General features: G+C 63.1%; 18 protein-coding genes. All 18 read right to left on the bottom strand.

Annotation, left to right across the window (positions count from 1 at the left end; translation table 11 throughout):
* Positions 1–306 precede the first annotated feature (306 nt).
* Complete coding sequence (locus tag C6W55_RS02425; RefSeq protein WP_286891277.1) at positions 307–1,326, bottom strand: zinc-dependent alcohol dehydrogenase family protein; 1,020 nt, start codon at positions 1,324–1,326, stop codon at positions 307–309.
* 139 nt (positions 1,327–1,465) lie between these two features.
* Complete coding sequence (locus C6W55_RS02420; RefSeq protein WP_286891276.1) at positions 1,466–4,123, bottom strand: ATP-binding protein; 2,658 nt, start codon at positions 4,121–4,123, stop codon at positions 1,466–1,468.
* 130 nt (positions 4,124–4,253) lie between these two features.
* Entirely contained in the window at positions 4,254–5,192 is a 939-nt protein-coding gene (gene cysK / locus C6W55_RS02415) for a cysteine synthase A (RefSeq protein ID WP_286891274.1), read from the bottom strand.
* Between the two features lie 80 nt (positions 5,193–5,272).
* A complete protein-coding gene (locus C6W55_RS02410) occupies positions 5,273–6,268 on the bottom strand; it encodes a peptidylprolyl isomerase (RefSeq protein WP_286891273.1) in 996 nt (331 codons plus the stop codon).
* A 23-nt stretch (positions 6,269–6,291) separates the two neighbouring features.
* Positions 6,292–7,200: an Hsp33 family molecular chaperone HslO gene (gene hslO / locus C6W55_RS02405; RefSeq protein ID WP_286891272.1), complete on the bottom strand. Its 909-nt coding sequence runs from the start codon at positions 7,198–7,200 to the stop codon at positions 6,292–6,294.
* Positions 7,197–7,988 carry a type III pantothenate kinase gene (locus tag C6W55_RS02400; protein WP_286891270.1) on the bottom strand — a complete coding sequence of 264 codons (792 nt, stop codon included), beginning with the start codon at positions 7,986–7,988 and terminating at the stop codon, positions 7,197–7,199. Before C6W55_RS02400 ends, hslO begins: the two co-directional genes overlap by 4 nt.
* Positions 7,985–8,866: a carboxylating nicotinate-nucleotide diphosphorylase gene (nadC, locus tag C6W55_RS02395; RefSeq protein ID WP_286891268.1), complete on the bottom strand. Its 882-nt coding sequence runs from the start codon at positions 8,864–8,866 to the stop codon at positions 7,985–7,987. Before nadC ends, C6W55_RS02400 begins: the two co-directional genes overlap by 4 nt.
* On the bottom strand, positions 8,859–10,472 hold the full coding sequence (gene nadB / locus C6W55_RS02390; protein WP_286891267.1) for an L-aspartate oxidase: 1,614 nt from the start codon (positions 10,470–10,472) through the stop codon (positions 8,859–8,861). Before nadB ends, nadC begins: the two co-directional genes overlap by 8 nt.
* A 77-nt stretch (positions 10,473–10,549) precedes the next feature.
* The gene (gene nadA / locus C6W55_RS02385) at positions 10,550–11,488 is read right to left on the bottom strand and encodes a quinolinate synthase NadA (protein ID WP_015256423.1); all 939 of its coding nucleotides are present in this window, start codon (positions 11,486–11,488) and stop codon (positions 10,550–10,552) included.
* Between the two features lie 359 nt (positions 11,489–11,847).
* Positions 11,848–13,860, bottom strand: a complete 2,013-nt coding sequence (gene ftsH / locus C6W55_RS02380; RefSeq protein WP_286891264.1) for an ATP-dependent zinc metalloprotease FtsH — start codon at positions 13,858–13,860, stop codon at positions 11,848–11,850.
* Positions 13,861–13,990: 130 nt separating this feature from the next.
* Positions 13,991–14,530 (bottom strand): hypoxanthine phosphoribosyltransferase, encoded by a 540-nt coding sequence (hpt, locus tag C6W55_RS02375; RefSeq protein ID WP_015256425.1) that lies wholly within the window; start codon positions 14,528–14,530, stop codon positions 13,991–13,993.
* Positions 14,524–15,966 carry a tRNA lysidine(34) synthetase TilS gene (tilS, locus tag C6W55_RS02370; protein WP_015256426.1) on the bottom strand — a complete coding sequence of 481 codons (1,443 nt, stop codon included), beginning with the start codon at positions 15,964–15,966 and terminating at the stop codon, positions 14,524–14,526. The genes hpt and tilS overlap by 7 nt, the downstream gene beginning before the upstream one ends.
* Before the next feature lie 65 nt (positions 15,967–16,031).
* Positions 16,032–16,976 (bottom strand): protein kinase domain-containing protein, encoded by a 945-nt coding sequence (locus tag C6W55_RS02365; protein WP_015256427.1) that lies wholly within the window; start codon positions 16,974–16,976, stop codon positions 16,032–16,034.
* Positions 16,960–17,685 carry a vWA domain-containing protein gene (locus C6W55_RS02360; protein WP_286891261.1) on the bottom strand — a complete coding sequence of 242 codons (726 nt, stop codon included), beginning with the start codon at positions 17,683–17,685 and terminating at the stop codon, positions 16,960–16,962. Before C6W55_RS02360 ends, C6W55_RS02365 begins: the two co-directional genes overlap by 17 nt.
* Positions 17,686–17,803: 118 nt before the next feature.
* Positions 17,804–20,296, bottom strand: a complete 2,493-nt coding sequence (gene spoIIE, locus C6W55_RS02355; protein ID WP_286891259.1) for a stage II sporulation protein E — start codon at positions 20,294–20,296, stop codon at positions 17,804–17,806.
* Between the two features lie 315 nt (positions 20,297–20,611).
* A complete protein-coding gene (locus C6W55_RS02350) occupies positions 20,612–21,322 on the bottom strand; it encodes an FAD-dependent oxidoreductase (RefSeq protein ID WP_286891258.1) in 711 nt (236 codons plus the stop codon).
* Positions 21,323–21,359: 37 nt separating this feature from the next.
* Positions 21,360–21,773, bottom strand: coding sequence for an SRPBCC family protein (locus tag C6W55_RS02345; protein WP_286891279.1), 414 nt, complete (start codon positions 21,771–21,773; stop codon positions 21,360–21,362).
* The gene (locus C6W55_RS02340; RefSeq protein WP_286891256.1) at positions 21,770–22,102 is read right to left on the bottom strand and encodes an ArsR/SmtB family transcription factor; all 333 of its coding nucleotides are present in this window, start codon (positions 22,100–22,102) and stop codon (positions 21,770–21,772) included. Before C6W55_RS02340 ends, C6W55_RS02345 begins: the two co-directional genes overlap by 4 nt.
* Positions 22,103–22,321 lie beyond the last annotated feature (219 nt).

Genomic DNA, 22,321 nt, shown 5'->3' with positions numbered 1-22,321 from the left:
GCCTTCGCCCATGTACGCGGGGCTCGGCTTCCTCTTTTCCCTCTTGCGAGGCCTTTTTGACGACGCGGCAGGATTCACTTGATGTTACGGCCTGACATGTTGCTCGCCCTGTCTCTGACAGGTACTTTCGTCGATACGCTTCTACGCACGGATTTCGCCGTACGCAGGCATCCTGGCTACACGGGGGCTTGGCCCCTCCCGTGGCCGGACTTTCACCGGCTAGAAGATACGTGCTTTCTGGGCACGCCGTACTGAAAAAGCGGCACCCGCGTATACAACGCGAGGTGCCGCTCGACGATCGGACGGTCAGCCGATCTGAATCTGCACTTTGAGATCATCCGGGCGCGCGCCATGCTCGAACAGATGCGGCAGATCGTCCAGCCCGATGACGCTCGTGACGAGCGGCTCAAGCCGGATGCGCTTCGCCTTCGCCCATTGCAGCGCCTGTTGGAACGTATTGTTCGTCGCCATCGATCCGATGAGGGTCCAGTCGCGTTGGAACAGATCGAATGGACTGAGCTGGATGGTCGCTGTCCTGGCCGTTACCCCGAACTGAAGATATTTTCCCGCTGGACCGAGATACTTCAGTGCCTGCTCAATGACCTGCGGGATACCGGTGGCATCCACGACAATGTCGAACCCGCGCGGGAAATCTTCCAGCAATTCGGCTTCGTCATACTGACCGCTCAGGAACGTCCGGGTTGCTCCCCACTCTGCGGCCATCGCCAGCTTATCCTCGGCGATGTCGACGACCGCGAGATCGGATACGCCGGCATGGACGAGCGCCTGAATGAGCTGCTGTCCCATCGCGCCGGCACCGAACAGGAGCGTCCGGGCGCCCGGGGCAGGCTGCAGACGGTTCATCGCGTGAACGACGCAAGCCAGCGGTTCGATGAACGCACCTTCGGCGAAGCTCATCCCGTCCGGCAGACGGAACACATTGCGGGCCGGAACCGTGACGTATTCTGCCATGGCGCCGTCCCGGGTGACTCCGACCGCCTGCCAGCTCACGCAATGGTTGCCGCGCTGGGACAGGCAGTACGCACAACGGCCGCAATGGATGTTGGGCTCCGCAGTGACCCGGTCGCCGATCGCAAACCCGTCGACACCTCCGCCGAGTCCGGCAATCGTGCCGGAGAACTCGTGCCCGGGAATAATCGGATACGGGGAGACATATTCCCCTTTATAAATGTGGACATCCGTCCCGCAGATACCGGCGCGCTCGACACGGATCAGCACTTCGCCGGGGCCGGGCTCGGGAATGGGCACTTCCCGGACCGCCGCGCTGCGGGGACCTTCGATCACGCATGCTTTCATCGTGCTCATGGGAAACGGAACCTCCTGTCATACTGACGCTATTATTCCCACTGTACACGAATCCTCCTCCGACTGAAAGCAAGCAGCGCTGGCCTTTTTCTCCGCATTCGGACAAAAAAGGTACAGCTCCGCTGTACTTTTTTCACCCCTAATGCAACTGCCCGCCCCCGATCGTTTCCAGCAGCCGGTCTCGCAACGCCTTCACTTCCGGACGGATCCGAATGCCGGGCTCCCACGCATCGATACGGTTCAACGCGCTGCTCACCAGGTCAAAGGCTTCTTCATGCCGATGCTGCGCCGCGAAGAGCTGCGCCATGCCGTATTCATGATAAATCCGTTCAATCTGGTTGGCCCTGTCCGGATCGAAAAGAAACGCATCGAATGCCCCAAGAGCTTTCCCGTATTCGCCTTGATACACATACGCCACGCCGAGCAGGTAATTGGGCTCGATCGATTTCTCGCCGCCGTAGGTGAGGCTGATCCGGTTCGCCTCTTCAAGATCCGCAACCGCCTGCTCGTCGTCCCGAAGCAGCATCGCGAGGTTTCCCTTCAGCAGCAGCGCGCGGTGCCGGATGACCGGCGAAGCCGGGATGGCCATCGCTTCTTCGAGCAGCGTCCGCGCCCGCTCCAGCTCCCCGCGGTCCGCATGATATCGCGCCTCGAACTGGAGGCCCAGGGAGCGCAGATCATCGCGCTCCGCCCGTTCCGCGGGATCGGATGCCGGTCCCGCCGCGCTTTCCGCGATGGCGAGTCCCCGCTTAACCTGCGCAAACCCCTCTTCGCTCCGTCCGATCTCGAAACAGGCCCAGCCGACCGTATCGATCCGGAAAAGCGCCTCCTGCAGCCCGCGGTTCAGCCTGCCCGCGGCCTCCGCCGCTTTCAGTCCGAACCGGATGCGCAGCGGCAGGCTGATCCGGCTGAGGAAATGCGCCATTCTGAGCATGAACGCGGTCAAATAATCGTCATTTCCCGTCTCTTCGCACCATTGCAGCAGCTTGTACAGATTGGGCCATTCCTTCCGGACCCGCGCGTAACCGCTGCCGGGAAGGCTGCTCCAATAGATATGCCCGGCCGGCTGGCGCGCCAGATGGTTTTCGACATAGTCCAGGTAGTCCGCCAGCCAGCGGGCTTGCGCTTCGGTCCGGAATTCGTCGTGTTCCCGGAGTTTCTGCTCCCCGTACACCACGACCGTCTGGTGGGCGCGGTAGCGCAGCTCGTCGTCCGATCGTTCCGCGGTGATCAGCGCGTACGCACGCATCTGGTCCGCCGCCTGATGGAACGCCCGGCGGTTCAGGCCGGCCGCCGCCGCCCAGCTCCGCTCGCCGGGCGGCGTCTGGAACAGCGGGAGCGCCATCCACAGTTTCTTCACGCTGTCCGGGCATCGTTCCCAGGTGTGGCCGAACAGATAATCGAACAGCGAGGCGAGCGAGTAGCCGGCCGATTGCACTTCCCGGATGAACGACCGGACGGGGATGACGCCGTCCGCGATGTAGGCGATGCAGAGGGACAGCGCCTTCGGGTTGCCGTTCGCCGCTTCGACCAGCTGCGCCAGCATGTCGTCGTCCGATTCGAGGAGCTGCCGCAAGTTGCCGCGTCCGGGTTCACCGGAGCTGGCGGCGAGGTGGACTTGCGTCTCCTGGCGCAGATAGCGCAGCGCATCCTCCCGCTCCATGCCCCCGACCTGAATGGCGAGCACATCGCGGGACACGTCGTGGAACAGATTGTGCCGGTGATCGCGCGAGGTCATGATCGCCTTGGTCCCCTGCGGCAGATTGGCCAGGAAGAACAGAATGTCCCGATCCGACGCGCCCACGTTGTCCACGATCAGCAGGATGGTTCCTTCGGTCGCATAATGGGCGAGGGCGTTCCGCACGACGAACTGCTTCTCGTTCTCCGATTGTCCGAGCAGCTCCGCCCTTCCCAGCTGATAGGCGATCGTGTCCAGGAAGTAGCTGTAGCTCAATCCCTTCAGGTCGGCGCTGATCCAGATCGCGCAAGAGACGCGCGGCCACGGAGATTCCGTGATCGCCGCCTCTCCGCGCGTTTCTCCGAGACAGGCGTACGCCGCTTCCAGCGCGATCGTGCTTTTGCCTACGCCGCTCCAGCCTGTGATGAGACACAGGGGAGACGCCGTATGCATCCACCGATTCAGGATGTCGAGAATCGTCCTGCGGCCGATGAACCGGTTCGACCAGCGCGTCGGCAGATTGTGCCGGATGCCGGCGGACCGTTCCGGTGCGGCCCCAACCGCGGGCTGCGGCTGAACCGTCCCCGCCCCGGCCCCTTCCCGGGCGGCCTCCGCCGCGGACCTTGCCGGTCCGCCAGCCGCAACGGGCCGCTCGTCCCGGGCGTCCGGGAACAGGCGCGCGATGACGCGGTCGATCTCCGCCTCCTCCGGCGCTCCGAACGCGCCGTTCGGCAAGAGCACCTTCGCTTTGCGCAAGCACGCCTTGACCCAGCCCTCGGCGGGCGGCGTGAACACCGGGATGGATGTCGTGCCGAGAACCTGGACGAGCCAGTCGGTCTGCCGGTCGCCGTCCCGGAGCACGATCCACAGGAGGCCGAACAGCTTCCCGTCCTCCACGCGTCCGGGGACGTACTTCCGTCCCATCTGGCCGATCCAGCTTTTCAGCGTGCTGGTCGAGACGCCGATTTGCACCGCGATTTTGTCCAGATACGATTCCGGTTGGGCGGCGGGGGACTTGCGGTTTCGCCGAACCGTTTTGTAGCCGGGACGGGATTTCAGGGAAGCGACGCCCGCGCGTAAAGATTCGGCGAACCGGGCTTGATTCTCGATTTCGGCCATCGCAGCAACCTCGCTTCATTCGTGTAACACCATCATACCGGATTCGCGGGGGATTTGCAGGCCTGCGGATGCATGAAAAAACCCCCACCCTAACGGCCGGGTGAGGGCTTGTTGGTAATTCAAGCGGGAATCAGTTTTCGAAGTTGAACAGCGGCGTGGACAGATAGCGTTCGCCGTTCGACGGCACGACGGCGACGACGCGCTTGCCTGCGCCGAGCTCCTTCGCCACCTTCAGCGCGGCGAAGATGGCTGCGCCGGACGAGATGCCGCACAGAATGCCTTCTTCCCTTGCAGCACGGCGAGCCGTCTCGAACGCTTCTTCGTTCTCGACCGTGATGACGCCGTCGTAGATTTCGCGGTTCAGGATGTCCGGCACGAAGTTCGCGCCGATACCCTGGATCTTGTGCGGGCCGGGCTTGCCGCCGGAGAGCAGCGGGGATGCCGCCGGCTCAACCGCGTAGATCTTGATGTGCGGGAAATGCCTCCGCAGCACTTCGCCGGCGCCCGAGATCGTGCCGCCCGTGCCGACGCCGGCGACGAAGGCGTCCAGCTTGCCGTCCAGCGAGTTGATCGCTTCGACGATTTCCGGACCGGTCGTCTCGCGGTGGATCTTGACGTTCGCCGGGTTCTTGAATTGCTGCGGCATGAACCAGGACGGGTTTTGAGCGACGAGTTCTTCCGCCTTGCGGACGGCGCCGTTCATCCCTTCCGAACCGGGGGTCAGCACCAGTTCGGCGCCGTAAGCGCGCAGCAGGTTGCGGCGCTCGATGCTCATCGTCTCCGGCATGACGAGAACCGCGCGGTAACCTTTCGCCGCGGCGACCATGGCCAGACCGATGCCCGTGTTGCCGCTCGTCGGTTCGACGATCGTGTCGCCCGGCTTGATGCGGCCTTCCTTCTCCGCTTCTTCAATCATGCTGATGGCGATCCGGTCCTTGACGCTGGCGCCCGGGTTTTGATACTCCAGCTTAACATAAATTTCAGCGCTGCCTTCCGGCACGAGCCGGTTCAAGCGCACAAGCGGCGTATCCCCGATCAGTTCCGTAACACTGTTTACAATCTTTGGCATGATGACAGAACCTCCTTTATTTCCGACCGAATTAGTAGGGTTTAGCTTTCTTCCATCTTAACAATGTCTAATCGGAATTGTCAATAGCCAGTTTCGTGCCGGAATTCCGCGCTTCCCCGGTCTGCCAGTTCGTCGTCGAGGATCCTGGCGCCGTACTTGCCGAGCAGCGCTTCTTCGACTTCTTTGAGCGACGGCGCCGCCGCGAGTCCGAGCTGCATCCGCACCTGCTCCCGCAGCCTGCGGTCGTCCGGTCGTTCCTCGACCTCGCGGTCCTCGAGGCGGATGACCGCCCATCCGTCCGCGATTTCGACGGGGCCGCCGATCTCGCCGGGCGCCAGCGATGCGGCCAGCTCCGTGACCTCCGCGTCAAGGAACGGGTCATCCGCTTCCACCGTGCCGTAGAAACCGCCGTACTCCGCGGTATAGTCGTCGATGGAGTAGATGCGGGCCTGCTCCTCGAACGGTTCGCCCTTTTTCAGCCGGTCCAGCACCGCCTCCGCTTCGTCCTGCTCCGCCGTCACGATCCAGGAGAATGTCAGCCGCACTTTCGGTTCGAGCAATTCCGGATGATCGCGTATGTATGCCTCCACTTCCTCATCCGTAATCAGAATCGGACGGACCGCGATTTTCTCGAGCAGCAGCCGCTCTTCCGCGTCCGCCCTCACCTCTTCCGGGCTCATGCCGAGCTGCTCGCGCATCGCTTCGTAGAACGCTTCCTCGTCTCCGTAGCCCGACATCATGTCTTCCAATTCTTCTTCCAGTTCCCGCTCCGATACGGAGATGCCGTAAGCCTCCGCTTCCAGCCGGATCGCTTCGCGCACCAGCATCCGGCGCAGAACGGACGAGCCGTGCTCCCGCATGAGCTGATCCGCAAGCTCGTCCGCCGTAATTGTCCGGCCGCCGATCTCCGCAACCGGCCGGCTCATCCGGTCCCCGGCGTTATGGCCGCCCGCCGGGCCATCCTGTGAATCGTCGCCGCGCGCTGACGGCCATTTCACCGACACCAGCGCCGCCAGCGCGATCAGACAGACCGTCTGAAGGACGATGACCGCCTTCAGTATCTGGTTCTTTCTCATTTTCCATGGTCCGCCTTCCGATCTTACACATCCTGCTTGGGCTTGGCCTGTTCCAGCAACTTCTCCAGCTCGTGCCGATCGAATTCGTACGCCGAGTTGCAGAAATGGCAGGTCACTTCCGCCCGCCCGTCTTCCTCGATCAGCGCCGCAAGCTCCGCTTCGCCCATGCTGACGAGCGTCCGCTCCACCCGCTCGCGGGAGCAATTGCACTTGAAGACGATCGGCATCGCGTCCAGCAGCTGCACATCGTCATCCGTCAAAAAGCGCAAAATCGACTCAGGCGTCTCGCCCCGGTCCAGGAGAGACGTCACATGGGGCATCTCCTGCAGACGCTGCTCCAGCCGGGTGATATCCTGCTCCTCCGCGCCCGGCATGATCTGCAGGAGAAAGCCGCCGGCGTGCAACACGCTGCCGTCGACATCGACCAGCACGCCGAGTCCGACGGCGGACGGCGTCTGCTCCGACGAGGCGAAGTAGTAGGTGAAATCTTCACCCAGCTCGCCGGATACGATCGGCACGCTGCCGCGGTACGGCTCCTTGAGGCCGAGGTCTTTCACGATATGGATATATCCGCTGCGGCCGACGGCGCCGGCGACATCCAGCTTGCCCTGCGCGTTGGGCGGCAGGTGAACCTGCGGGTTGTCGACGTAGCCGCGCACCTCGCCCTTCGCGTTCGCGTCGACGACAATCTGGCCGAGCGGACCGTCCCCCTTGACCTGTACGGTCAGCTTCTCCTCGCCCTTGAGCATGGCGCCCATCATGGCGCCGGCCGTGGCCGCCCGGCCGAGTGCCGCCGTCGCCGTCGGATACGTGCCGTGGCGGCGCTGCAGCTCGCCCGCGAGGCCGGTCGTCCGCACCGCGTACGCGCGGAGCCCGCCGCCCCACGCGATGCCGCGCACCAGCACGTCATCCGCGCCGCGTGATTCGTTCATGATTCGACTCTCCCTCCGCTGTCGTCCTGATTCCGTTCATAGATTAATCTGAGCCCGTCCAGCGTCAGCAGCGGATCGACGACCGAAATCGTCTCGGTCTCGGGCGCGATGAGCTCCGCCAGCCCGCCCGTCGCGATCGCCCGGGCGTTCGTGCGGCTCTCCGCCCGGATGCGGCGGACGATGCCGTCCACCTGGCCGGCATAGCCGAACACCATGCCCGCCTGCATCGACGCGACCGAGTTGCGTCCGATGACGCTGCGCGGCCGGGTCAGTTCGATGCGCGGCAGCTTCGCCGCCCGCTGATAGAGCGCCTCGGCCGAGATGGCGAGGCCCGGCACGATCGCGCCACCCACATAGTTGCCGCCGGCGTCGATATAATCGAAGGTGGTCGCCGTGCCGAAGTCCACGACGATGACCGGCGCGCCGTATTTCTCGATCGCGGCCACCGCGTTGACGATCCGGTCCGCGCCCACTTCGCGCGGGTTCTCGTAGCGGATGTTGAGCCCGGTCTTCACCCCGGGGCCGACAAACAGCGGCGCCTTGCGGAAATATTGCCGGCACAGCTGTTCCAGCGTCCGCATCAGCGGCGGCACGACCGAAGAGATGATGATGCCCCGGGTGTCTTCCATCCGGAGCCCCGCGTAATGGAACAGATTGTGGAACATCATCCCGTACTCGTCGGCCGTCGCCGTCCGGTTCGTGCTGAGCCGCCAATGGTGCAGCAATTCAGATCCCCGGAAAATGCCGAGCACCATGTTCGTGTTGCCGACATCCGCCGCGAGAATCATGCCTGCTTCCCTCCCGGCTTCTTGTCTCCGAGATCGAGGCTGATGTCGAGCGAATCGAAGGAGTACGTCAGCCCGCCGACCGAAATGATGTCGACGCCCGTCGCCGCGATCTCCCGGATCGTGTCGAGCCTGACCCCGCCCGACGCCTCGATCTTCACATGCGGCGCCCGCTCCCGGATGAGCTTGACCGCTTCCGCCATCCTGGCGGGAGGCATGTTGTCGAGCATGATGATGTCAGCGCCGGCATCCAGCGCCTCGACGATCTGCTCGATCGTCTCCGTCTCCACTTCGATGGTCATCGTATGCGGAATGCGCGCCCGCGCTGCGGCGACCGCCGCGCGGATGCCCCCGGCTCCCTTGATATGGTTGTCCTTGATCATGACGGCGTCATAGAGCCCGAACCGGTGGTTCGCGCCGCCGCCCATGCGGACCGCGTACTTCTCGAGCAGCCGGTGGCCGGGCGTCGTCTTGCGCGTGTCGACGAGCCGGACCGGCAGTCCCTCGAGCGCGTCGACGAACCGGCGCGTCTTCGTCGCGATGCCCGACATCCGCTGCAGCAGATTGAGCGCCAGCCGTTCGCCCGTCAGAATGCTGTGGGTGCTGCCCACGACTTCGGCGATGACCGTTCCCCTGGCGACCTTCTGCCCGTCTTCCGCAAGGGCGCGGAATTCCAGGGTCGGGTCCACAATATGGAAGACGAGCCGGGCGACGGGCAGTCCGGCGAGCACGCCGTCTTCCTTCATATGAATGACAGCCTTGTGCCGGCTGCCTGCCGGAATCGTCGATTCCGTCGTAATGTCGCCGTATCCGATATCTTCGTCCAGCCATCCGCGGATCATGCCCCGGATCGCTTCATTGTAACGGTCCAGTTCAAACATGTTCGATCCGCTCCTCCGTCATCCCCCGCTCGCGATGCAGGACAATATGCTTGCGCCAGAGCAGATCGTCCCGCTCGGGGAAGTCTTCCCGGTAATGCGCGCCGCGGCTCTCTTCGCGGGCGAGCGCCGCCTGCGTCGTGAGCAGCGCGCAGGTGAGCAGGTTCGCGAATTCGTACTCCTCGCGCTTCGTCAGCACCGTATGGAAGATGGACAATTGCCGTTTCAGCTCCAGCAGCCCTTTGTTGAGCCCGTTCGCGTCCCGCCTGAGTCCCGAGTAGCGCAGCATGATTTTCTGCAGCTTGAGCCGCTTCTCGATGGCCGCCTGGGTGGACGGCTGCGTGCGCGTTTCCCCGCTTTCGAACTTCGGCGCTGAGGACAGCGGCCCGAGCTGCCCGATCCGCTCCACGATGCGGCGGCCGAAGACGATCGCTTCGGACAGCGAGTTGCTGGCCAGCCGGTTGGCGCCGTGCACGCCGGTTGACGAGCACTCCCCGCAGGCGAACAGGCGCCGGATGTTCGTCTCGCCGTACAGGTCGGTCTTCACACCGCCCATCATGTAGTGGGCCGCCGGCGCGACCGGAATCCAGTCGCTCGTCAGGTCGAGGCCGTATTGCAGGCAATATTCATAAATGGTCGGAAACCGCCGGCGCACCAGTTCGGCCGGCTCATGCGTGATGTCGATGTACACGAACGTCGACTTCGTCCGCTCGATCTCGCTGACGATCGCGCGGGCGACGATGTCGCGCGGCGCCAGCTCCAGCTGCGGATGGTACCGCGACATGAACCGCTCGCCGTTGATGTTGCGCAGCACCGCGCCTTCGCCGCGCACCGCCTCCGAGATGAGGAACCGGGGAGCCCCCGGATAGCAGAGCGCCGTCGGATGGAACTGGACGAATTCCATATCCCGGATCTCCGCGCCCGCGCGGTACGCCATCGCGATGCCGTCGCCCGTCGCGACCTCCGGGTTCGTCGTATAGCGGTACAACTGACCGGTGCCGCCCGTGCACAGCACGGTCGCCTTGCCCCGGACGATGAGCCGCGAGCCGTCCGGCTTCTGCACGAGCGCGCCGTGGCATTCCCCGTCATCCGTAATCAGATCGATGGCGAAGTGATCGTCCCACACCTCAATGTTCGGGTTGGACAGCGCCTTCTCCGATAATGCGCGCACGATCTCGAATCCCGTCGCATCACCGTTCGCGTGCAGGATGCGCCGCTGGCTGTGGGCGCCCTCCTTCGTCAGGGCGAACCCGCCGTTCTCCTGATCGAACTGAGCGCCCATCCGGACAAGTTCGCGGACGCCTTCCGGCCCTTCATGCACCAGCACATTGACCGCCTCGTGCGAGCACAGACCGGCGCCCGCAATGAGCGTGTCCTGCCGGTGAAGCGCCGGCGAATCTTCGTCGGAAATGACGGCGGCGATGCCGCCCTGCGCATAGCGGGTGTTGCTGTCCATCAGCGACTTCTTCGTGATCATGAGCACCGAATGCCGTTCGCTCGCCTTGATGGCGGTAAAAAGACCGGCGATGCCGGCCCCGATCACGATGACGTCCTTCTCGATGACGGGCAGCTCGTCCGGCGCCACGTCGACCAAATATCGCGGGATCATATCCGTTCCTCCGATGCGTTCATCCGTATCATGCGGCTTGGAATGCGTGCGAGGGGTAAGCGAAGAAGCAGCGCATGCTACTTCACTTGCAGCATGCGCTCCAGAGACAGCCTTGCCTTGTCTGCGATATGCGGCGGCACATAAACCTGCGGATGCATATTTTCGAGACATTTGACCAGCTTCTTCAGGTTGTTGACCTTCATGTTCGGGCAGACGAGATATTTCGATGCGAAGTGGAAAATCTTGTCCGGGCTGTCCTTGCGAAGCTGGTAGCCGGTCCCGTCTTCCGTGCCGATGATGAATTCCTTGTGCTCGGACTCGCGGCAGAATTTGATGATCGCCGTCGTGCTGCCGACGAAGTCGGCCATGGCGACGACCTCCGGGCGGCACTCGGGATGGACGGCGACGATGGCGTTCGGATGCTGCGCCTTCATCTCTTCGATGTCCTTCACCGTCAGCATGTCATGCGTATTGCAGTAGCCTTCCCAGATGATCATCTTCTTGTCCGTGTGCTGCTGGACGTAATGGCCGAGATTCTTGTCCGGCACCCAGATGACTTCGTCCGTCGGCACCGAATTGACGACCTTGATGGCATTCGACGACGTGCAGCAGATGTCGGTCTCGGCCTTCACTTCGGCGGACGAGTTGATGTAGGTGACGACCGTCGCGTTCGGATGCTGCGCCTTCAGCTTCCGGAGGCCGTCGACGTTGACCATGTCCGCCATCGGACAGCCGGCCCGCTCGTCGGGAATGAGAACCGTCTTGTCCGGCGCCAGAATCTTCGCGCTCTCGCCCATGAAGTGGACGCCGCAAAAAACGATAACTTCAGCGTCGGTCTGGGCGGCCTTCTGCGCCAGCAGGAACGAGTCGCCGCGGAAATCGGCCACTTCCTGGATTTCGTCGCGCTGATAATAATGCGCCAGAATGATGGCGTTGCGTTCCTTCTTCAACTGCTCAAGCCGTTCGCGGAGTTCGCGGTTCTGTTCCGCCCTCCGCTCGAGCGCCAATGCTTCCATCTCTGTCGATCCTCTCCTTCGAGCCGCGCGCATGACGCCGATGTTCCCGCCGAGGCGCGCTTGACACCGCTGTCCGATCCGCGCTGTAATTTGTGCCAAATTTCACGAATTCGCATATGCGATGGAACAGTCATAGTGTGGCCATCCGGCCGCAAAACCATTTGATTATCACCTAATTTACACGGGGTGCAGGACTCTGTCAACAAATAGACACAACCGCAAGCCCGCCGGATGGAGCATGCCGACGCCTGAGGACCTTCGCACGCCGCCGGAACCACAAAAATCGCCCCGGCAGCGGCCTGTTCGGCCGCGCCGAGGCGGTTGTGTCGACTTGTCCGTCGCTGAAATGCCGGGACGGTTCAGCCGCGCTTGTCGCCGCTGCCGTCGTCGCCGCCCGGAGGCAGCGTATCCTCGCCCGGCTCCTTCGATTGAATCCGGACACGCACATTGCCCAGCGTATCGACTGCCGGCTCGCTGCTCGTCTCCTTCGGCTCCGCATTGCCCTCGCCGCTGCCGCCTTCGCCGCCGGCACCACCGTCCAGCGATCCGGTCTCGATCAGCCGCTTGATCTGTTCGAGTTCGAGCGTCTCGACTTCAAGCAGCGTCTCGGCGATGAGCTTCACTTCCCGCGACTTGGCGGTGAGCAGTTCCTTCGCGCGCGTGTAGCATTCGTTGATGATGCGCTGCATCTCCTGGTCGATCTCGTAGGCGATCGCGTCGGAGTAGTTCTGCTCGTGTCCGAGGTCGCGGCCGAGGAACACCTGTCCCTGCGAGTTGCCGAACTGCATCGGGCCGAGCTTCTCGCTCATGCCGTATTCCATGATCATGCTGCGCACGATCGACGTCGCCTGTTTGAAGTCGCTATAGGCGCCGGTGCCGATCTCGCCGATGAACAGCTCTTCCGCGACCCGGCCGCCGAGCAGCCCGGTCACCTTGTCGAGCAATTCCTGCTTCGTGACGAGCATTCGATCTTCCTTCGGCAGCATGATGACGTAGGCGCCCGCCCGGCCCCGCGGAATGATCGTCACCTTGTGGACCATGTCCGCGTGTTCCAGGAAATAGCCGATGACCGTGTGCCCCGCTTCGTGGTACGCGACGATCCGCTTCTCGCGGTCGCTGATGACGCGGCTGCGCTTCTCCGTACCGACGATGACGCGGTCGATCGCCTCGTCCACCTCGACCATCGCGATCTCCCGCTTGTTCCGACGGGCCGCCAGGAGCGCCGCCTCGTTCAGCAGGTTCTCCAGATCGGCGCCGGTAAACCCGGTCGTCCGCTTCGCGATCGTCTCGAGATTGACATCCTTCGCCAACGGCTTGTTGCGGGCGTGCACCTTGAGCACCGCCTCGCGTCCCTTCACGTCCGGACGGTCGACCGTAATCTGGCGGTCGAAGCGGCCCGGGCGCAGCAGCGCCGGGTCGAGAATGTCCGGACGGTTCGTCGCCGCGATGATGATGATGCCTTCGTTCGCTCCGAACCCGTCCATCTCGACGAGCAGCTGGTTGAGCGTCTGCTCGCGTTCGTCATGGCCGCCGCCCAGACCGGCGCCCCGCTGCCGGCCGACGGCGTCGATCTCGTCGATGAATATGATGCACGGGGAATTCTTCTTCGCGTTCTCGAACAGGTCGCGAACGCGGGATGCGCCGACACCGACGAACATTTCCACGAAGTCGGAGCCGGAAATGCTGAAGAACGGCACGCCCGCTTCGCCGGCCACCGCGCGGGCAAGCAGCGTCTTGCCCGTACCCGGCGGGCCGACGAGCAGCACGCCCTTCGGAATGCGCGCGCCGACCGCGGCGAACTTGCGCGGATCCTTCAGGAACTCGACGACTTCGACCAACTCCTGCTTCTCCTCGTCGGCGCCCGCGACGTCCTCGAATGTCACCCGCTTCTTGTCTTCATTATATAGACGCGCACGGCTCTTGCCGAAGTTCATCACCTTGCCGCCGCCGCCCTGCGCCTGATTAATGAGGAAGAAGAACAGGATGAACATGATGACGAACGGTATGATGGAGGTGAGGAACGTCAGCCAGATGCTCTGGCCCTGCTGCTTCTCCACATATAATCTAAACCCGTTCTGTTCGGAAGCGTCCTTGATTTCCTCGATCGCAAATTCTTCCGCCGGTATCCGGGAGTAGAACGCGTTCTGCTGCACCCCGGCGGGAGGCATGCGGTATTTGCCCGTGGCGAGATACGAAGCGCCGTCATACCGGAGCGTCAGTTCTTCGACATTGTCCGCCTTGATCAGCTGGCGCAGTTCGTCGTATGATTTCCGCTCGGTCGTTTCATTCTGGTTGCTGATGAAATGGACGATTCCGACGGTAACGAGAAAGATGATCAGATAGAATCCCGTATTCTTCAGGAACCGATTCATCCCCTACCTCCTCTCAAGGCGCTTCAACTATTTTACCATAGCACGTCTTGCCATCACAACACGACCGTGAGGAGGCATGGCGCGGGAACGCCCCCGGTTGGGCAGCTCCGCCGACGAACGTTCTCCGGAGTCATCGGCTGTAGACTTCCGGCTTCAGAATGCCGATGAACGGCAGGTTGCGGTATTTCTCCGCGTAATCGAGTCCGTAACCGACAACGAATGCATCCGGCAGCGTGTAGCCGACGTAGTTCGCTTCGAGTTCGACCGTCCGGCCGGACGGCTTGTCGAAGAGCGTCGCGACCGTCACGGACTTCGCGTTGCGGCGTTCGAGCACATCGATCAGATAGCTGAGGGTAAGGCCGCTGTCGATGATGTCCTCGACGATGAGCACATCGCGTCCTTCCACCGGCACGTCCAGATCTTTCACGATCTTGACGACGCCGGACGATTTCGTGGACGCGCCGTAGCTGGAGACGGCCATGAAATCGATCTCCAGCGGAATGTCCATCGCTTTCACCAGATCGGCCATGAAGATGAATGCGCCTTTCAGAATGCAGATGACCAACGGATTCTGATCCTTGAAATCGCGGCTGAGCTGACGGCCCATTTCAATTACTTTATGCCGGATCTGCTCTTCGTCATACAAGATTTCCTGAATGTCGCTTAACAACGCCAGACCTCCAATGTATCATCCTGCCACTCGATCCGCAGTATGCGCGTCGTGTCCTCCGTCACCGGTGCATCCGCCGATCGCCGGATGCCGGCAATCCAGAGCAGCCGGCCTTCGGCATCCACAACAAGCGGAATCCGGCTGCGCCTTGCCCGCGCAACCTTGCCGTCAACGAAAATATCTTGCACCTTTTTGGAGCCGTTTAAACCGGAGAGGCGCATCCGGTCGCCGGGCCGGCGGGAACGAACGCGAAGCGGATAAGCGACGGCGTCTTCGTCGAACAGCGCCGCGCAGCGGGACTCCGCGCCCGGCGAGGGCAGCGGTTCGCCCGCCGCGCGGAGAATGCGGCGGAAGACGAGCCGGCCGCCCGCTTCGGGCACCGCAAGCTCGCCGACATCCGCCGCCACTTCATACTCGAACCCGGCGTCGTCCGCAGCCGCATCGCCCGTCATCCACCGCAGCACGTCGTATTCCCGCAAGAAGCGGACGCCGCGGCCGGCCTCGATCACCGATGTCGTCGGCGAGCCTTCCGCGGCGGCTTCCCGGATAGCGTCGATCCGTTCGAACGGGATGGACCCTTTTTCCACCCCCAGATAGATTAATATTAGAGTAATCAATCTTCTTTGTAAAGCGACATGCAGGCCGAGAAACGCGCCGCGTTCCATGGCAAATCCGCCCTGTTCCCGGCGCACGAGTCCGGCCATCGCACGTTCCGCTTCCCGCGTCAGGAAGTCGTCCTCCGCGCGGCTGATCTCGGCCAGCCGCACGAGCGACGCGGACACGTTCGGGTTGTATCGCTCGAGGAACGGCAGAATCTCCAGCCGGACGGCGTTGCGGAAGTACACCGTCTTGCGGTTGCTGCTGTCCTCGCAATAGACAAGCCCTTCACGCGCGCAGTACTGCAGCAGCTCCAATTTGGATATACGAAGCAGCGGCCGGATCAGTTCCACATTTCCTTCGCGCCGCTTCATCGGCATGCCGGCGATGCCGGACGTCCCGGCCCCGCGCAGCAGCCGCATGAGCACCGTCTCGGCCTGGTCGTCCGCATGGTGCGCCAGCGCGATCCGCGATGCGCCCCTCCGCGCCGCCGCCAATCGCAGGAACGCGTACCGCTTCTCCCGCGCCGCCGCTTGTGCGTTCATCCCCGTCTCTTCTATATAAGAAGGAAGATCGTATTCGACCGCGTCGAGCGGCACGCCGAGTTCTTCGCACAGCCGGCGCACGAATTCCGCTTCCCGCGCCGATTCCTCGCCGCGGAAGCCGTGATTGACATGGGCCGCCGCGAGCCTGAAGCCGCATTCGCCGGACAGCCGCCGCAAGAGATGCAGCAGCGCCGTCGAATCCGGACCGCCCGATACGGCGGCCAGTATCGTATCGCCCGGCTGCCAGAGCCCTTCCCGCTCCGCCGTCCGCCGGATGCGCGCCGCCAGATCCATCCTGCCGTCCCCCCACCTGCAAATGTGCGCATGGCGAAGAAGCATGCCGCATGCGCCGGACTCCGTCACGACAGCCCGGTCGGGAGCACGCCTTCCGTCATCATCCATACGATCGCCGCCGCCAGCGCGATCATCGTGCAGGCGAACAGGCCGGCCGCCCAGCCCGAGGGCGCCCGCTTCCGGTTCATCTTCACGCCTCCGCCGTACATGATCCGCTGCCAGGCGGCGGCACCTTCCCGCGCGGAAGCGAATTCGCCGCGCAGCGCGCGGGCCAGCCAGCCGGCGAACGGTTTCAGCGCCGGATGGCCGGTTGTCAGCCGGATCAAATCCGCCGGCGAGCGGTTCTGCGGCAGCAGCGTCTTCGTCAGCTGCAGCAGCCGCCGGCCTTCGAACAGATGAAGGCACAGCACCGCGAATGAGAACAGGTCGTAGGTCCCTTCGGCCGTCCGGCTGCCCGCATTCCAGTACCCGCGGTCGTACAGCTCGGTGAACTGGCGGACGCTCTTGCCGATCGCCGTCGCGCCGCCGTAATCGACCAGCTCCACGCGGCCGTAGCTGCCGACCAGCACGTTCTCCCGCTTCAGATCGCCGAACGCGAAGCCCGCTTCGTGCAGCTCGGCCAGCTTGCCGAGCAGATTGTACCCGACGAGCGGGAACCAGTCCGCGCCTTCGCGCTGCAAATATTCGTGCAGCACGCTGCCGCGCACATACCGCATGATGTAGAACGGATATTCCGCGCCGTCTTCATGGACATAATCGTCGACGGCGAGCAGGAACGGTTCCGTTCTCCGCCGCCGGGATGCCAGGCTGCGGAGAACGTTGATCTCGGACTGCAGATCCACCGCGTCCCCGCCGACCTTCATCGCATACAGGCGGCGGCTGTGTTCCACCAGGTAAACCTTGCCGTTCGCCCCCTCTCCGAGCAGGCGCTCGACCCGGTACCGGCCGCGATTCCATTTGCCCGTGATGACCGTGCCGGGCGCCAGCCGAAGTTCAGACGACGTCTTCACCTGTCATCCCGTCCATTTCGCCTCTGATGGTTCTACCATAATCGCCCTGACGGAAAAAATCAATGACCTGCATCATCGCCGGTCCGGTCGGCGTCGTGCCGCGCATGGCCAGCCGCGGCAGAATGCGTTTCACGCCGGCGATGTTGTCCGTCCAGTCCAGATCGCAGACGCAGCCCTCGCCGTTTTCCGAATCGGGAAAATGGAACACGGCAATCTCGCTCCGTCCGGAGCGTGACTGCAGGCTGAGCACGAGATCGCGGATCGCTTCCTCGACCGCCGCCAGCTTCGGACGCATGCTCGCGCTCGTGTCGATGAGCAACGCGACTTTCAGCGGCGATGATTCGCCGAGCTCGTCGATGACGCGCACGACTTCGCCGCGCCGCTCCGGAGGCAGCGCCTCGATCGATTCCGCGCCGAACACCTGCCGGAGCTCCTTGTTCACCGCCTGCTGGATCGTCGTCACGACCGTCTTGCGCGTCATCATCTGCACGGTCTGCGACAGTTGGCGCGTATCAACAAGCCGGCTCATGCCGCCGCCGGCGCGCGCGATTTCCTCGATCTCGACTTCCGCGGAAGAAATCGATTCGCCGCGTTCCACCACCCCGATCACATTCACCGTAATGCCTTCCGCCTTCGCATGGGCCGCCGCGACGACCGGGCTCATCCCGACGTTCGAGCAGCCGTCCGTGATCAGCAACAATTGTCTCATGGCCGAAGCCCCTCCTTCGAATCTCGAATCTATCGATTCTGTTAACAGCATGCCCGATATGGAAGAGAGGTAAACTTCGGCGAGAGATTTGCATGACGCGAAAATGTTTCAGACTTTTTCAGCTTACCGTCCTCGGACGCTCCAGCTTTGTCAGCCCCGGCCAGCGGAACGTCGCCCATTCCGGCTGGAACCTCCGCACCTTGGCGACGACGATCGTCATGTCGTCGCGGATTTCGTCCGGGCTGCTGCGCAGCACCGTGTCGAGCAGCTCTTCCGCCATCTGCTGCGGATCTTCCGCCTTCAGCTCCTGAATGATGCGCTTCATCCAGATCTCCTTGTTCACCGCGTGCCCCGGCGCGTCGTACACGCCGTCGGTCATCATGATCAGCGTGTCGCCGGGATAGAGCTGCACGCGGACGAGATCGACGTCGATCTCCTGCAGGATGCCGATCGGCAGATTGCCGGCGGTGATCGGGATGACGTCGTTGCCCCGCTTGATGTAGCTCGGCGTGGAGCCGACCTTCAGGAACGTCGTCTTCGCCGTGTACCGGTCGATGAGCGCCACATCCACCGTCGCGAACATTTCGTCGGCCGAGCGGAGGAGCAGCACCGAATTGACCGTCTGGATCGCCAGCTTCTCGTCCATCCCCGACTGCAGCAGCTGATGCAGCATGTCCAGCGCCGAGCGGCTCTCCAGCCGCGCCCGCTCGCCGCCGCCCATGCCGTCGCTCACGGCCACAGCGAACTTGCCGTTCGCCAGCTCCACCGTGCTGTAGCTGTCGCCCGACAGCAGCCCGCCGCCCTTGGCCGTTCCGGCCACGCCGGTCTCCACTTCATACGCCTTCGCCGATGCGAACGTCACAATCGACGGCTCCCCGCTGAGCTCCGGCAGGCGCTCCGATTTCACCGCGATCGGTTCGCCGAGGATGTCGGTCAGCAGCGGCGCGATCATTTTCCGGCATTCATCGAACCCCCGCGGGAACGTATGGGCGATTTCGATCTCGACGTTGCCTTCCTCCAGGCTGATGATCTCGACGCTGCGGATCGACAGGCCGAGTCCTTCCACCGCCTCGCGGATCTGCTCTTCCTGCAGGTGCATCTCCTGGCCTTCCCGGCGGATCTCCCGCGCCAGATCCTGCATGATCCGCGAGACGCCCGACAGCTGGTCGGCCACCAGGCGGCGCGACTCCCGGATGCGCTTCCGCCACAGCCGGTCATGTTCGACCAGCTCAACCTGCTGACGCAGCACGGCGAGCACCTGATGCGGCTTGACGCAGTGCCTGGTCCACGTCTCCGGCAGCTCCTCGCCCAGCTGCGGCCGTTCGCGCTCGACGGACGCCGTCATTTCTTTCATGAGCCGGTACGTCTGCTGGAACTTTCCCTCCCAGCATTGCTGCTGCCGGAAGCAGGTCGCGCAGACCGCCTCGGCCGCGGCGTTGACGAAGTGAACCCGTTCCTGCTGCCGCCGGCCGAACGGTTCGACATCGGCCGTCTCGGCGAAACTTTCCGCGAGCTGACAGAACACTTCGGAGAATTGCGTCACCCGCTGCGCGGTCACGTCGCGGACCCGGCGGGCGTATTCGTGCTGCGACCGCGCATGCTCGGCCGTGCCCGGCACATAGCGGGAGATCGTCTTCAGCAGCGCGCGCGGCGTCATCAGGAACAGCAACGCGGCGGCTGCCGATTCCCACGACGAAGTGAGCGCGCCTTCCGTTCCGCCGACATAGACGGACAGGATCGTCGTCCCGAGCAGCATGCCGAAAGCCGCGGCCGGCTTGCCGCCTTCCCGGAGCAGGCCGGCGAGCAGCCCCGCGAACGCGAGCAGGCTCATCTGCAGGACGGCGCCGAAATCGGCCAGGCTGAGGATGAGCCCGGCGATCACGCCGACCGACGCGCCGAGCAGGGCGCCGCCGGTCAGCGCGAACAAGAGCAGGACGTAGCGCGACAGGATGTGCGTGATCTCCAGACCATAGACCGTCCAGCCGGCCGCGCCCGTCATGATCGAAGCGAGCAGAATCATCAGGCAGATGATCTCTTCATTGCGCAGCAGAGCCGGCTTCTTCGTCAGCATCAGGACGGGAACCGCCTGGATAAAGACGAGGGTGAGCACGAAAGCCAGGCCCGCCTCAACCCCGACCATAAGCAGCTGGTAGCCGGTCAGCGCCTTGTCCAGCACGACGCCGAACAATTGCACCAGCAAGGCGGATATAAAAACGAGCAGCGGCGCATAGGATATTTCAGCGCGCTCGTACGCCTCCATCCCGCGCACGAGCAGGTAGAACACGAGCAGCTCGGCCGCGGTCGACCAGGCCTGGGGTGCGGCGGCCAGACAGCTGCCGGCGATGAGCGCAAGCGCGGCGGTGAAGGCCGCATCGCGGCGCAGGAAGTAGATTACGGCGAAATAGGCGGCCGCGAACGGCGCGAGCGTGTCCAATATCGCGGCGCGGCCGAGCAGCAGGCCGACCACGGCGATCAGCATCGTCCAGCGCCGGGACAGGAACAGCTGCGAGGCCGATGACGATAGCTTCCGCCATCTGTGCCCGAGCTTCGACCGGCCGCCGCCGTGCCGGCTGCCGGTCCCGGGAAGCGGCACAATATTCTGCTTGTCCATCTTGAACAGCACCACCCATCCGAATATGCTTGTCCGCACTTGCCCGCAGCGGACGCGAGAAGTGACTCCTATTATAGGCGGGGTACCTTCAGGAGTTTGTCATATTCGGTAGGCGGCGGCTATTTTTTTTCCGACACAAGCAGCGCGCCTCCGCCAGGGCGGACGACAAAGGGCGAATGCCCGCCGCGCCTGCATTCGCCCGCATCACGAGAAATTTGAAGGTCCGACGGACCGGCAAAATCCGCGGACGAAAGCGGCGCGGCTTCCGTCCGATCCTGGCTTCATGTGGCGAACGCCAGCGGATCTTTCCTTCCGTCAATAGCCGAAGAACGCGTCTTTGACGATGTTCCGCTTCGGAATTTTCCGGTTTGTCAGCTCCGCCGCAAGCGGATTCACCATCGATTGCGGTCCCGCGATCATGATGCTGCCGTCCTTGCGGTACGCGTCGGCCAGCCGGTCGAGCTCGCGGTACAGCCCGTCGCGCGAGTCCAGGTAGTCGATGCTGACGGCGGACCGGTCGGCGATCCGGTCCAGTTCGTCTTTGAACAGATGCCGCCGATGGCTGTCCACGTAAAGCAGCCGGATTTGCCGCTCACCCCCGCTTCCCTCCGCCTCGATCTGTTTCAGGATGGAGCGAATCGGCGTAATCCCGATGCCGCCCGCGATGAACAGCACGGGAGCCTTGTCTGTCGGATAAAAAGGCCCCACGGGACCGCGCAGCGTCACCTTCATGCCGGGCGAAAGCTCCAGCAGCGCCCGCTTGAACGCGCTCGGGTTGTCCCGCACAACCGTCGTGATGCGGATGACGTTCTCGGCGGGCGCGGACGAGACGCTGAACGGTTTCGTCGCGTTTTTGATTTTCTTGTGCGTGATCATCAGCAGCCCGTATTGGCCCGCCTTCCAGGCCAGATCATCCGGCTTGTCGAACAGGAAGCTCACAACATCATCTGCCTCTCTGCGGCTTTCCCGGAAGACGATCTCGCGCTGCCTTAAAAACGGAATCAGGTTGTCTTGCAGAAAACCCATGTCCACATCTCTCTTCCGTCAGCCGGTGCAAGTTGCCTTAACCGGCCGCTTCTTGCTCCGAGAGCACCCGCTCCAGTTTCTCGACCCAGGCCGTCCAGCCGTATTTGGCGCCGGCCAGCGAGGCCTTGTTCGAGAGTCCCGTCTGTTCGAGACGAAGATGAACCTTGCCGTTCCCCAGATCGTCCAGGGTCAGCGTCACCGTATGCCTCTCCTCGCCGACCACCCATGAGAAAGATAACCGATGCAGTTCTTCCACGGCCAGCACTTCGCTGTTCACGATCCCGTCCCAATATTCAGTTGGCTGATGACGAAACTGAAAGCGGTGCCCGACGACCGGTTTGAAATCATTCTCCGCGATCCACTTGGCCAGTTTCCTGGAGTCCGTCAAGGCAGACCACAGCTTCTCGACCGTCGTCTCAAACTGAAAATCCATGTTCAAGGAAAAACTTATGCTTCCTCATCCTCCTCCTCGAGCAATTGGCCCAAACGCATCATATTGGCACTCCAATAGTTGCTGTAATAGGCGACCCAGTCCTGAACCTCTTTCAGCGGCGTCGCATCCAGCTTGTAGCGGGTTTCCCTGCCTGCCTTGCGGTCTTTCACAAGCCCGGCCTCTTTCAGGATGCCCAGATGCTTGGAAACCCCGGTCCGTCCCATTTGAAAATGCGCGGCCAGCTCATGCAGCGGCAGATCCTCCGCCTCGGCGAGCAGTTGGATCAATCGGCGTCTCGTCGGATCGGCAATCGCATCGAAGACGTCTCGTTGTTGAACTTTGCTCACGGTACCACTCCAGTAGCAATTTTCTTATATGGCAGAATCACCCGCTTGGACCTGGTATATGCTACCGTTCGGTGACATATTTACTATACGACACTTTTTGGTGTCTTGTAAACAGGGGGTTTTGCAGATTCCCGCGGCGTGACGGCCGGCGGCAGCGGCCGCACGCATCAAAAAAGGCAGAACCCCGTCGGTTCTGCCTGCATCCTCAATTATTCGATT

The sequence above is a fragment of the Thermobacillus sp. genome (assembly GCF_003390775.1).
GTDB classification, from domain to species: Bacteria; Bacillota; Bacilli; order Paenibacillales; family Paenibacillaceae; genus Thermobacillus; species Thermobacillus xylanilyticus.
This window is presented reverse-complemented; position numbering and strand designations above follow the sequence as displayed.